The sequence below is a fragment of the Rhodococcus sp. BH5 genome, assembly GCF_027583855.1.
Lineage (GTDB): Bacteria > Actinomycetota > Actinomycetes > Mycobacteriales > Mycobacteriaceae > Rhodococcus_F > Rhodococcus_F qingshengii.
Window position 1 is genome coordinate 70,838 of the sequence record NZ_JAJHVW010000015.1, and the last position, 12,446, is coordinate 83,283.

Below are 12,446 nucleotides of genomic sequence, written 5' to 3' on the forward strand. Positions count from 1 at the left end.
GGCTTCGGCTAGCTCGTCAGCCTCATGAATGCACCCAGTTCGACCAATCCCGCAGGCGTACTGGGCATGTACTGCGTCAACGCGTGCGATCGAACGATGATCGCGCACCACTTGCCGCGTGAGACAGCAACATTGAGACGGTTTCGCGACAGCAGGAACGACATCCCTCGCGGGACGTCCTCGACGGCAGATGCGGCCATCGACACGATTGCCACCGCAGCCTCGCGGCCCTGGAACTTGTCGACGGTCCCGACCTCGACCTCCGTGAGACCGGCCTCGGTGAGATCGCGCTCGACGGTGCCCACCTGGGCGTTGTACGCCGCGACCACGAGAATGTCCGACTGCTCCAGCGGCCTGGTTCCCTCGAACTCGCTCGGGTCGGTCCAAGGCGTACCGAGAAGGCCCTGGATCTGGCGAACGATTTCCTGGGACTCTTCCGGGGAGTAGGTGGAATTGCCGCGGTGATCGACGAACACCGTGTGTACTCCGGCAGCGAGTCCGTCGAGTTTTCTTGCCGCACTCACGGTTTCCTGGGAATGCAGCTTGCCCTCGTACGACAATGCGGACACGGGCGCACACAGATCCGGGTGCATCCGCCACGTTTTCTCGAGGAAGTAGCCGAGTTCGGGTGGCAGTGCGCCGTGTCCCTCGGCGAGCCAACCGAGTGCCGATTCGTCGACCGGTTCGGGGTGAGTGCCTTGGCTCACCTGCGGCAACTGCTGCGGATCGCCCAGCAGCAACAGGTTTCGCGCGGAAATCGCGACGGCAATGGTGTTCGCCAGCGCGAATTGGCCTGCTTCGTCCACGACGAGCAAGTCCAAGCTGCCCGCTGGAACACGATCGGTGTTCGCGAAGTCCCACGCAGTGCCGCCGATGACACAGCCGACGCCTTCGGCCTCGGCGATGAATCCCGCATATTCTTCGGATGCGATGTCCTGCCATTCTGCGGTCTTGCTCCGGCTGCCCTTCTTCGCGACCAGTGCAGGGTCCACGCCGGCCTTCAGAATGCCGCCGAGCATGTTCTCGACCACCGAATGTGATTGTGCCACCACGCCGATTCGCCAATGGTGTTGTTCGATCAGTGTCTTGACGACACGAGCGCCCGTGTAGGTTTTGCCGGTACCGGGAGGACCTTGCACCGCCACGTAGGAATCGTCGAGGTCGAGAAGTGCGGCGGTGATGGCGTCGGCGTAGTTGTTGTCGGTGCCGACAGGTGGCAGCGGTGAACCCGAGCGGGTTCTCGGGGTGCTGCGCCTGAGAATGTCGACTGCCGCGATGTGTGGCAGTTCGGGCAGGCTCTCGCTGGCGTCGGACGCGGCAGCGGCGATGGACTTCTCCATGCGTCCGGTGGGAATCGGACGACCAGGTGCCAACGCGACCGGGGAATCGATGTATTCGTCACCGCTGAGCAGTTCTTCCACGGTGACCACGTCGAGCCCTTCGGACTTGACGACGGCGGTGACCTTGACGCTGCTGGTGCCGCGCTGGGTGGGGTTCTCGCTTGCAACGGCATCGGGGGAGGGGGTTGCGTAGAGAGCGAACAGATCACTGCCCGGGCTCAAAGACGTTCCGGTGCCGAAACTTCCGGTCAGCTGAATGTGTCGACGGAACTTCTTCTGACGTGGAGTGCTCTTGTGCCAGTCCGCCTCGATTTCGGACTGTTCGACCACCATGACGTCGCGGATGTCCACCAGGTCTTCGATCGGTGTGACCAATCGGTCGAAGTGGGCCCACCAGTACGGCTTCCGCTCACGATTGTGGTACCCCACCGCAGCAGCCAGTAGAGCAGCTGCCTGCTGATCGGGGGTACGCGCCGAACCTGCCTTGTGTCCTGCGAATTCGCGGAGCGCGATCTCCGATTCGGTGAGCTCCTCGAGTGGAATCTTGATCTGCCCGGTCGGCTCACGAAGTTCGACGCCGTGTTCTGCGGCGCGCTCGGCAAGCCAATCGCGCAGGCGCAGAGTGGATTCGCAGTCGTATTCGTTGTAGTCGGAGATGCCCTGAAGAAGTTCCCTGGCCTGGTCGGCTTGTCCGCCGTCGCGCAATTGGCAGTAGTCGGCATAAGCGACAACCGAAGCGGCGGCATTGGTCACGTCGCCGTCGCGGCCGTGCTCACCCATGTAGAGCGGCTCGAGTTTCTTGATGCTGTACGAGCGTTGTCCGATCCGCAGGCAGGCACGGACGATCGGGTACAGGTCCACGAGCACGTTCTCGCTGAGCAGGGTGTCCACCGTTTGCTCGCCGACACCGTGACGTGCGGCCAAGCGCAACAGCGCCGATTTCTCGTACGCGGCGTAGTGGTAGATGTGCATGCCTGGATGAGCTTCTCGACGCGCGGTGACGTAATCGAGGAAGTCGAGGAGCGCCTGGCGCTCACCCTCGCGATCGTGTGCCCAGAACGGCTTGAACACGTAGTCGTCCGCAGGCCCTTCGACCACACCGAACAGATACTCCAACCCCCAATCGGTGGACCCGTCCTCGGCCCAGAGCGGATCGCCCTCGAAGTCGAAGAAGATGTCGCCGTCGTCGGGGATGGGGAGTCCTCCGAGCGCCGAGGGTTCGTAGACCTCGAATTCGGCGTCGCCGGACACTTCCTGGCGTAGTTGAACCGCTGCCTGTGCACGGAGCTTGTCGAGTGTTTCCCGGCGGATTCCCTCGACAGGGCCGGTGCTCGCGGCGAGTTCGTCAATTGTCGTGATCCCCGAGACGATCAGCTGTTCACGCTGATTGCCGCGGACACCCGCAACCAGCAGCAGGTCTCGATGGCTTTCGACCTCGACGCTGCAGGTGTCGCATCGACCACAACGCAGGTACCGATCGTCGAGCCACTGTGTCGGTTTCCCCTCGGCGCGGTGCTCGTCGAGGACTCGTTCGAGTTCAGCTCTACGTGCCGCGAATACCGGCGCGATGTCTCCGATGTCGTGCGACGACGTGCTGCCGTCGCCTAGCAGTAGATGAACTTGATCGGAGGCGGCAATTGCATTGCGCTCCAACGCATCCGCGTATGCGGCGAGTTGTAGAAGCGCCGACACCTTGGCGTGCCGGGAGAGCTTGCTGTCGTAGACCGCGTAGGTGTCGCCTTCGCGGACGAGGAAATCGCAGAACCCGAGGAATCGGCCGTCGAAAAAGGTTCCCTGATAAATGACTGGAGCGCCCGATCGTGCTGCCTCGACGGTGGCCAACGTGGCAGCGGTCAACCCCGCGCGTGAGTGTTCCGGCCGCGGCATGACGACGACGCCGTCTCCGTGCTGATCGATGAACTTCTGAAGCTGTTCGCGCTCGTGCGAGTCGCCGAGGCTCGACGTCCGCTCGAGCATCGGATCCGCCTCGGCGGCCTCGGCCGCGATCAGACCGGTTCGGGCGTCGAGTTGCCGCAGCAGTGCGAACTCGCACGAGGCCGCAGCCGAGAGGTCGCTGGCGCTGTAGACGATCTGATCATCGAGTAGGAACACAGGGCGATTGTGCCATCGCTCACCGACAAGGCAACCCACCAGTAATCGCTCACGAGCCGCGGATATCGGTAGCGGCGTGCAGAATGACGATCATGCCTTTCTTCGACGGACGAACCGGTCAGGTGCACTTTCGGCATTGGCCGGCGGCAGGGGGTGCGGTGCCCACGGTGTCACTGGTCTTTCTGCACGGTCTCGGCCAGCACAGCGGCCAGTATCACCGCTTCGCGGGCGCAATGACGGCGTCGGGGATCGACGTGTGGGCGATCGATCACACCGGGCACGGTTTGTCGGAGGGCGATCCGGGAGTCGGGGCTCCGCTCTCCGATCTTGCTGCCGATGCAGCCGCGCTCGCTGACATCGCTTTGGCGGAACTGCCCGAAGTCCCGCAGGCGGTGATGGGCCATTCCTTGGGTGCGGTGACGGCGCTGACGATGCTGGCTCATCGCGATCACGATTTTGCCTCCGCAGTGCTGTGCGGCATTCCGCGCAGTGCGGTCGAGCAACACGGGTGGGCGGAACTCTCCGACGCGGGCATCCCAGTCCTGGTCGTTCACGGTACCGACGACCGGATCGCCCCGGTCGATCCCGTCCGGGACTGGGCGCGGACGCTGCGCAACGTCGAGATGCGCGAGTTCGAGGACGCCGGTCACGACCTGCTGCACGAGAAGGTTCACGCCAGTGTCACCAACGTCAGCCGTGAATTCCTTCTAGCGCATTCCAGGTAGTCCTCTCAGGAGAGCGCGCCGAGCACCTCTTTCGACGTGACGGGGTGCGAGAACATCGGGTAGTCGTAGGTGATCGCGTTCTCGTGTTCGGCGACCGAAGTTCCGGCTACACAATCGGTGAGTGTGATGACCCGGTAGCCGTTCTCGTATCCGGTGCGCATGGTCGATTCGACGCAGCAGTTGGTCAGGAAACCGCCGAGAAGGATCGTGCGAATTCCTTTGCTGCGCAGAATGAAATCGAGGTTGGTGCTGGCAAAAGTGTCGAGTCCACGCTTGCCCTCGATGACGATGTCGCCGTCTTTCGGAGTGAGGTCGTCGACGATAGCGGCGCCCCACGAACCCTTCACGAAGGCCTTTCCGTCGACGACGCCCTTGAGGATTCCGTACGGATGCGAGGTGATTTCGTTGTACCCCTCGGCGAAGGTGATCGGTGCGTGCATCACGGTGACACCCGCCGCACGGGCCGCATCGACCAGCGCGGCGGTGTTCGCGAGGAGTCCGTTCGATTCCATGACCGGTGCGACGGCCTCGTGAAGAACACCGCCCTCGGTGGTGAAGTCGTTCTGGTACTCGATGAGCACGACGGCGGTGGTCGCGGGATCCAATTCGAGCTTGTCGGTCATGGTCGGCACCTTCTCTGTTGTGGTCCGGGTCACGAATCTCCTCAATTAAACAGTTTGTCAGACAAGCAGGCAAGGGGTGGTAGCGTCGCGGCATGGATACGACTCCGTTGTCGCGCATGCCGCTCAGCCTTGCCGTGTCGGGACGAATCCGCGCTGCCATTCTCGACGGTTCACTCCCGGTCGGTGAGGCATTGCCCACCGAACAGGAACTTGCACAGACGTTCTCGGTGGGTCGATCGACGGTCCGTGAGGCCCTTCGGGTCCTGCAAGCGCAGGGATTGTTGACCGGCGCGGACACCACTTCTACTGCCAGGCCTCGGGTGACGCACGAGCACACGGCCGATTCTGCGGCCACTGCCCTGAGTACGGCACTGCAAGTGGGCGCGGTTCCGCTCGGCGATCTTGTCGAATTGCGAGTGCTGCTCGAAGCTGCTGCGCTGCGCACTGTCGTCGCGGTGCCGAACGGCGCCCGGGATGCGATCGAGCGGATGCGCGTCGCAACCCTTGCCGACGACTCGGTCGCATTCCACGACGCCGATGTCGACTTTCACGTTGCGCTGGCCGGAGCCGGCGGGAACAAGGCGTTCGGGTTGGTCATGACGGTTCTCCGCGACAGCATCGCCGGCTACCTGCTGAGCGAACTCGACTCGCGCGAGAACTCGGCGGCCACGCTCGGCGCACTGCTGGCAGAGCACGAGGGTATCGCCGACGCGATCGAGCGCGGCGCAGCTGACGAGGCCGCCGTTTTGGTCGAGCGCCATGTGCGCGGATTCTACGAAGGACGAACACAATGACCACGAGTATCGATCTGTTGGGTGAACGCTTGCAGAAAGCGGTGGGGGACAGGGCGACAACCGATCCCGACCGAATGGGCGCGTACGTCCGGGATCAATCACTGCTCACCGCAGCCGGAACGCCCGCCGCGCTGGTCAAGGCGAAGACGGTCGACGACGTCGTTGCGGTCATGACGGTGGCCCACGAACTCTCCGTTCCCGTGGTGACACGAGGGGCAGGTACCGGGTTGGCCGGCGCCGCCAACGCACTCGACGGATGCATCGTCTTGAGCGTCGCGGGCATGGATCGCATTCTCGAGATCGATCCTGCCGCGCGCACCGCCACGGTGGAGCCTGGAGTGATCAACGGTGACCTGGCAGAAGCTGTTGCACAGCAGGGACTTTGGTACGTACCGGATCCGGGAAGCCGGTCCATCTCGAGTATCGGCGGCAACCTGGCGACAAATGCAGGCGGCATCTGTTGCGCCAAGTACGGCGTCACCGGTGATCACGTCGCGGCCCTGACGGCGGTACTCGCCGACGGGCGTGTGATCCGTACCGGTGCACGGACGCGCAAAAACGTTGCGGGGCTGGACCTGACACATCTGCTCGTCGGGTCGGAGGGCACTCTCGCGGTCATCGTCGAAGCCACGATGCGGTTGCGTACGGCGCCCACTGCCGTGACCACTGTGGTCGCCTTCTTCGATTCCGCGGAGTCCGCGATCGATGCCGTCCTCGCCCTGTCGGCAGTGGCCGAACCGTGTCAGATGGAGTTGATGGACGACGTCACCATCGGCGCCGTCAATCGGCTGACCAAGATGGGGCTGGACGTATCGGCCGGGGCGATGCTGCTCATCCAGTGCGACGGTAGGTCGGCGGCCGCCGAGGCAGCGGACTGCGCCGCGGCGTGCGAAAGCGCCGGGGCCCGAGAGGTTTTCCACACCGACGATCCGGTGGAAGGTGAAGAGTTCACCGCCGCGCGCCGCATGGCCTTGCCGGCTCTCGAGGCGTTGGGCACGGTACTTCTCGACGACGTCGCGGTGCCGGTGCCGGCGTTGCCGTCCATGTTGGAATGCATTCGTGAAGCGGCCGATCGCCACGGCGTCACGATCGGAACCTTCGGTCACGCCGCCGACGGCAATCTCCACCCGACCATCGTGTTCGACGCTGCCGAATCGGGTGCGCAGGATCGTGCGCGCGGAGCTTTCGACGACATCGTTGCCGGCGCACTGGCGTTGGGCGGAACGATCAGCGGTGAACACGGTATCGGGGTTCTCAAAGCGCCGTACATGGCGGACATGGTCGGCCAGACCGAACGCGAAATGATGCTTGCAGTGAAGGCCGCATTCGATCCGAAGAACATTCTCAATCCCGGACGAGGTATCTGAGCGGTTAGTCCGTGCCTCAGTCGCCGGAAATTGCGCTACCAGACGAACGTGTTGCCGCACGACGCTTTTCAAGTGACGATGGCCCTCATGAAGCTGTTGATGCTCGGAGGAACACGGTTCCTCGGCCGCGCTCTCGTCGATGACGCTTTGGCTCGGGGCTGGGAAGTGACAGTGCTCCATCGTGGGCTCACCGGAGCGCCACCACCTACAGCGGAGGTCCTGTTCGCGGATCGCACCGATCAGCGTGCGATGGTTGATGCGCTCGGTGATCGTCGATGGGATCTTGTCGTCGACACCTGGTCGGGTAGCCCCCGAGTGGTCGGTGAGAATGCACGCGTTTTGCGCGGTCACGTCGACCGGTACGCATACATCTCCAGTGGATCCGTCTACCAATGGGGCTTGCACGTAGACGAGACCTCGCCGGTGGCGGCCGCATCTGCGACCTCCGATGACAACAGCGATTACGCGTCCGCCAAACGTGGGGCCGAACTCGCTGTCCTGGAATCCTTCCCGGACGCGTTGCTCGCGAGGGCAGGGTTGATACTCGGCCCGCGCGAGGACATCGGGCGGTTGCCGTGGTGGCTGCAGCGTATCGCGGCGGGCGGACGTGTCGTTGCTCCCGGAGTGCCGACCAGACCGTTGCAGTACGTCGATGCCCGCGACATCGCAACCTTTGTCTTGGCCGGACTGGCCGCCGGGATCAGCGGGGCATACGACGTCATCAGCCCGTCCGGCCACACCACTACCTCCGGGCTCCTCCAGGCGTGCGTGGTTGCCACCGGTTCGGACGCTGAACTCGTGTGGATCGACGAGGACAGGCTGGCCGCTGCGGGAGTGCAGCCGTGGACACAACTTCCGTGTTGGGTTCCGCAGGAGGGCGAGTTCGCGGGCTTCCTCGAAGCCGACACCGCCAAGGCGGGGCAAGCAGGGCTGCGGTGCCGGCCCGTCGAAGACACCGTGCGCGATACCTGGGAGTGGATGCAGCGGGAAACTCTGCCGACTCAGCGGGAGGATCGTGCGGTGCACGGCCTTCCATCCGAGATCGAAGAGGAACTACTCTCCGCCGGACAGTGAAACGAGTCTGGCCCGGTTCGCATTCGAACCGGGCCAGACTCGTGAAAGACGATCGATCAGGCGTACAGGTCGCTGATCTTGGTCTTGTGAGCTTCGTGAATGATGTTGCGCTTGAGCTTGAGCGTCGGCGTCAATTCACCGGTCTCCTGGGTGAAGTCGACCTCGAGGATCGTGTACTTCTTGATCTGCTCGGGGTTGGAGACCTTCTTGTTCGCGTCGGCAACGGCCGAGTCGATCTCGGCGATCAGGTCGGCGTTCTTCACCAGATCGGCAATCGGGGTGCCGGCGGGCAGGCCGTTGCGCTCGACCCAACCGGGCAGAGTCTCCGGATCGAGGGTGATCAGTGCACCGATGAACGGCTGACCGTCGCCGACGACGAGGCACTGGCTGATCAGAGCGTGCGCGCGCAGGGAATCTTCGAGGCCTGCCGGTGCGACGTTCTTGCCGCCCGCGGTGACGATGATTTCCTTCTTGCGTCCGGTGATGGAGACGTAGCCCTCGTTGTCGATCGAGCCGAGGTCGCCGGTGTGGAACCAGCCGTCGACGATGGATTCGGCAGTGGCCTTCTCGTTGTGCCAGTAGCCGGCGAACACGACCGGGCCCTGCAGGAGGAGTTCGCCGTCCTCGGCGATCCGTGCTGCATGGCCGTTGATCGGCTTGCCGACGGTGCCGACGCGCTGCGCGCTCGAGGTGTTGACGGTGATTGCGGCGCTGGTCTCCGTGAGTCCGTAGCCCTCGTAGATCGGGATGCCGACGCCGCGGAAGTAGTGGCCGAGGCGCGCGCCGAGGGCTGCGCCACCGGAGACTGCACGCTCGCACTCGCCACCCAGAGCTGCGCGCAACTTCGAGTAGACGAGCTTGTCGAATACCGCGTGCTTGAGCTTGAGTGCCAGTCCGGGGCCACCCTTTTCGAGGGATTCGCTGTATTCGATGGCGGTGGCAGCAGCCTTGTCGAAGATGCTGCCCTTACCGCCGTCGACTGCCTTCTGGCGAGCCGAGTTGTACACCTTCTCGAACACGCGGGGCACCGAGAGGATGAAGTTGGGCTTGAAGCCGGCGAACTGCTCGAGCAGCGTCGTCAGGTCCGACGTGTGGGCGACGGTGACCTTGGCGTCGAAAGCGCCGAAGGAGATCGCTCGCGCGAATACGTGGGCAAGCGGCAGGAACATCAGAGTCTTCTTGCCGGGGACCATGGACTCCGGCATCGCCAGGCGGCAGGCGTTGGACTCGGCGTAGAAGTTGGAGTGCGTCAGCTGGACACCCTTGGGGCGTCCGGTGGTTCCGGAGGTGTAGATCAGGGTCGCGGGCGAGGCAGCGGTGACCTGGTGACGACGAGTGTGCAGTTCTTCGTCGGTGATTGCCGAACCGCGACTGGACAGCTCGTCGATCGCACCCGACTCGATGACAAGAACCTCGCGGAGGGCTTCTGCGCCGTCGGTGACTTCCTTGTGAGTCTCCGCGTGCTTGGCCGTTTCGACGACCAGAAGTGTTGTCGCTGAATCCTCGAGGATCCACTGCGCCTGATCAGGGGAGGAGGTCTCGTAGATCGCGACGGTGCATCCGCCTGCAGTCCAGATGGCGTAGTCGAGAACGACCCACTCGTAGCGAGTCGCGGACAGGATAGCGACGCGGTCGCCGAGCTCGACACCTGACGCGATCAGGCCCTTGGCAACTGCGGAGACCTGCTTCGCGAATTCAGCTGCAGTGACGTCGACCCATCCACCGTTCGACGGCCTCTTGAACGGCACGAATGTGGGGTCTTCTTCGGCGTGACGGAACACGGAGTCGGCCATGGATACGTTCTCCGGAATTGAGAACGACTGTGGAACTGAGAACTCGCGCACTATTGACCCCTCCAGTGACTACTGACATTTCTGATGTGCATTGCATCACATTAGTCGTCATTTTGCACTGTCGTTACTATTCGGTAGAACTGGTCGGGCGCTGACCTGCAGTTTAGTGTGACCGCCTGTTTACAGGTACTCAGGCGACGTGTTGGAGCGTGCGACCGTGCACGGACAGCCACCGCCGAATTGCGTAGTCCAATCGGTCCGGATCCACTCCGAGTTGCTCTGCAGTAGCTGCAAGGATCTCCGAGGTGTCTCCCGGCAACTCGGTGGTGCCGAGTGTCGCGCTGATGAAGGTGTCGGCAGCGGTCCCCAGATCGGTGTGCGGAATTCCGGCCAACATCAACAGGTGGGCCCAGGTCACTTCGGAACCGTCTCCGCACGCGTCCACCCAGGCATGGTGAACGGCTTCGAGAGCGTTGTCGGAATCGGCGGCCGACAGCAGGTCCTCGACGCTGTTGATCCGCAAGTGATGGAGTTTCTCGGCGACCTGTTGGATGTGCCGTGCCTCGATCGGGACACCCGTCGCCGTGTAGCGACGCTTGTACGAGCCGATCTTGCCTGCCCACTGGTCCGAACTGCCGGCTTCCTCGAAGGTGCGGAGTAGTTCACGTGCGCCATCCGTGACGGGTTTGTCCTCGCGGGCTTTCCGGTACGCCAGGTAGCGATCGACGACGGTCACTTCGCTGTGACCCGACGTGGACTGAACGGATTCGATGATGCACAGGGCGAGGCTCTGTCGATAAGCGTCTGACGCAACCCAGGCGGAAGGGTCGCCCAGGCGGTCACGGCACGCAGCTGCGACGGCGTCGACGGTATCGGTCGAGATGGTCACGGTTCCTCCAGAAAGCCGAATTCTTTTTGTTCCATTTGGGCTATCGGCACCGAGGAGCGAAATGTTGCACACATCACAAATTCTCAGAGATCTCTTGGACTGTGCTCAGGCTGGAGAGGTGTGCACTCAGGCGAGGAAGGACAGCACTTCGTCGTCGCTGAGTTGATGAAAGTCCTCGAATGCAGCACCGACGCCGCCTAACAGGGCAGGAACGAAGGGGCAGACGACCCGATCGGCGGAGCACGCGATCACTCTCATGGCTTCGGGGGAGGCTACTGGGACCGCGACGATCACGGCGGCAGCACCCGCGGTGCGCGCGCATCGGCAGGCAACCGCGGCACTCGCGCCCGTAGCCATTCCGTCGTCGACGATCACCGCAGTGCGTCCGTGGAGGGAAACCGGGGTCCGCCCCTCGCGCAGGAGATGCGCCCGCCGTTCCAATTCGGTTCGCTCGTCGCGTTCGACGGCGACGAGTTCTCTTTTCGAGACGCGAACCGCTGCGATGACGTCGTGGTTGAGGACCCGCACGCCGCCCTCACCGATAGCGCCCATCGCCAGTTCCGGGTTGTACGGACTGCCGAGCTTGCGCACCACCACGATGTCGAGCGGAGCGTTCAGTGCCGCAGCCACCTCGGCTGCGACCGGAACTCCGCCGCGTGGGAGTCCGAGAACGACGGGCTTGTCGATACGCAAGGTCTCGAGCCGCCCGGCCAGAAATTTGCCGGCGGAAGATCGATCCCGATACTGGGTCACTGCGTTGTCCTCGAGAAGCTCGAACCCCGACCAGTTCGACGCTACTCGCTGCAGGTCACCGCGACGAGACTGTGAACCTCCGCAGCGCGAGAGCAGGATTCTTCTCGCGTACCTCGGCTATGCGAGCAGCCGAAACGAGTGCGGTGGTGACCCCGACCTGCTCGCCAAGGGAACACATCACGACGCCCATCGGGTCGACGATCATGCTGGCACCCGCGCCGCCGCGCGCGCTCTGATCTGCCGCTGCGATGTACATCGTGTTCTCGATGGCCCGGGCGCGCACGAGAGTGGTCCAGTGGTCTTCCTTGAGCGGCCCAGGCACCCACTGGGCGGGCAGGAGCAAGATGTCTGCGCCGACGTCGACGATGCGCCGGGTGACTTCCGGGAAGCGCAGGTCGTAGCAGGTCTGGAGGCCGAAGGTCAGGCCGTCGCACCCGAAAGTCTGCGGTTCGGTGATCTCGCCCGCGCGGATCACGGCCGACTCCTGGTAACCGAAAGCGTCGTAGAGATGCAGCTTCCGGTAGGTCGCCACCAGTTCGCCGTTCGGGTCCATCGCGACGAGGGTGTTGGAGATTCTGCTCACGTCGTCGATCCGCTCGTTCATTCCTGCCACGAGGAAGATTCCGAACTCCGCGGCGACCGACGCCAGCGCCGAACCGAATTCGCCGTCCAGGTCCTCCGCGGACTCGATCAAACGCTCATCCGTCTTCGGTGCGGTGAACATCGAGTATTCCGGCGCCACGACAACTTTCGCGCCGCGTGCTGCTGCATCGGAAGCCAGTGATCGCAGTGATTCGAGGTTGGCTTTCTTGTCCGTCCCCGGGGCGAATTGGGCAATCGCGACAACGGTCTGGGAGGGGGTGGCTGCGGTGGCTGCGGTCATGCTTCCTACGCTAGGCGAAACCCGCTGGGAGGGTGGATCTGTCGTAAATGCACCCCCGGTATGTCGTCGTGTCTATACTCTATCCGCTAAACT

10 protein-coding genes are annotated in these 12,446 nt (G+C 63.5%); 4 read left to right on the plus strand and 6 right to left on the minus strand.

The genetic code is table 11. From position 1 onward, the window contains the following. Positions 1-8: 8 nt before the first annotated feature. A complete protein-coding gene (locus RhoBH5_RS27765) occupies positions 9-3,452 on the minus strand; it encodes a TM0106 family RecB-like putative nuclease (protein WP_270009025.1) in 3,444 nt (1,147 codons plus the stop codon). 83 nt (positions 3,453-3,535) lie between these two features. Between RhoBH5_RS27765 and RhoBH5_RS27770 the strand changes: the two genes are divergently transcribed. Continuing rightward, entirely contained in the window at positions 3,536-4,177 is a 642-nt protein-coding gene (locus tag RhoBH5_RS27770; RefSeq protein WP_003945142.1) for an alpha/beta hydrolase, read from the plus strand. Between the two features lie 5 nt (positions 4,178-4,182). On the opposite strand, the gene RhoBH5_RS27775 is transcribed toward RhoBH5_RS27770, so the two are convergent. Continuing rightward, entirely contained in the window at positions 4,183-4,800 is a 618-nt protein-coding gene (locus tag RhoBH5_RS27775) for a cysteine hydrolase family protein (protein WP_030536921.1), read from the minus strand. Positions 4,801-4,892: 92 nt separating this feature from the next. Here RhoBH5_RS27775 and RhoBH5_RS27780 point away from each other — a divergent pair, with 92 nt between their 5' ends. The 3 genes from RhoBH5_RS27780 to RhoBH5_RS27790 all read left to right on the plus strand — a co-directional run bounded on the left by RhoBH5_RS27780 (position 4,893) and on the right by RhoBH5_RS27790 (position 8,035). Continuing rightward, on the plus strand, positions 4,893-5,594 hold the full coding sequence (locus tag RhoBH5_RS27780) for a FadR/GntR family transcriptional regulator (protein ID WP_007736157.1): 702 nt from the start codon (positions 4,893-4,895) through the stop codon (positions 5,592-5,594). Beyond that, entirely contained in the window at positions 5,591-6,961 is a 1,371-nt protein-coding gene (locus RhoBH5_RS27785) for an FAD-binding oxidoreductase (protein WP_270009026.1), read from the plus strand. Before RhoBH5_RS27780 ends, RhoBH5_RS27785 begins: the two co-directional genes overlap by 4 nt. Before the next feature lie 87 nt (positions 6,962-7,048). Further along, the gene (locus RhoBH5_RS27790) at positions 7,049-8,035 is read left to right on the plus strand and encodes an NAD-dependent epimerase/dehydratase family protein (protein ID WP_270009027.1); all 987 of its coding nucleotides are present in this window, start codon (positions 7,049-7,051) and stop codon (positions 8,033-8,035) included. A 56-nt stretch (positions 8,036-8,091) separates the two neighbouring features. Here RhoBH5_RS27790 and RhoBH5_RS27795 read toward each other — a convergent pair whose 3' ends face one another. The 4 genes from RhoBH5_RS27795 to RhoBH5_RS27810 all read right to left on the minus strand — a co-directional run bounded on the left by RhoBH5_RS27795 (position 8,092) and on the right by RhoBH5_RS27810 (position 12,353). After that, positions 8,092-9,879, minus strand: a complete 1,788-nt coding sequence (locus tag RhoBH5_RS27795; RefSeq protein ID WP_042450345.1) for an AMP-dependent synthetase/ligase — start codon at positions 9,877-9,879, stop codon at positions 8,092-8,094. A 139-nt stretch (positions 9,880-10,018) separates the two neighbouring features. Further along, positions 10,019-10,717: a hypothetical protein gene (locus tag RhoBH5_RS27800; RefSeq protein ID WP_003945151.1), complete on the minus strand. Its 699-nt coding sequence runs from the start codon at positions 10,715-10,717 to the stop codon at positions 10,019-10,021. 126 nt (positions 10,718-10,843) lie between these two features. Next, the gene (locus RhoBH5_RS27805; RefSeq protein ID WP_007736162.1) at positions 10,844-11,470 is read right to left on the minus strand and encodes a phosphoribosyltransferase; all 627 of its coding nucleotides are present in this window, start codon (positions 11,468-11,470) and stop codon (positions 10,844-10,846) included. A gap of 55 nt (positions 11,471-11,525) precedes the next feature. After that, the gene (locus tag RhoBH5_RS27810; protein WP_003945106.1) at positions 11,526-12,353 is read right to left on the minus strand and encodes a carbon-nitrogen hydrolase family protein; all 828 of its coding nucleotides are present in this window, start codon (positions 12,351-12,353) and stop codon (positions 11,526-11,528) included. Between the last annotated feature and the right edge of the window lie 93 nt (positions 12,354-12,446).

Excerpts from the sequence above, each read along its gene's own strand:
- RhoBH5_RS27790 (WP_270009027.1), top strand. The coding sequence starts at position 7,049 with ATGAAGCTGTTGATGCTCGGAGGAACACGGTTCCTCGGCCGCGCTCTC.
- RhoBH5_RS27785 (WP_270009026.1), top strand. The coding sequence starts at position 5,591 with ATGACCACGAGTATCGATCTGTTGGGTGAACGCTTGCAGAAAGCGGTG.
- RhoBH5_RS27780 (WP_007736157.1), top strand. The coding sequence starts at position 4,893 with ATGGATACGACTCCGTTGTCGCGCATGCCGCTCAGCCTTGCCGTGTCG.
- RhoBH5_RS27810 (WP_003945106.1), bottom strand. The coding sequence starts at position 12,353 with ATGACCGCAGCCACCGCAGCCACCCCCTCCCAGACCGTTGTCGCGATT.
- RhoBH5_RS27770 (WP_003945142.1), top strand. The coding sequence starts at position 3,536 with ATGACGATCATGCCTTTCTTCGACGGACGAACCGGTCAGGTGCACTTT.
- RhoBH5_RS27775 (WP_030536921.1), bottom strand. The coding sequence starts at position 4,800 with ATGACCGACAAGCTCGAATTGGATCCCGCGACCACCGCCGTCGTGCTC.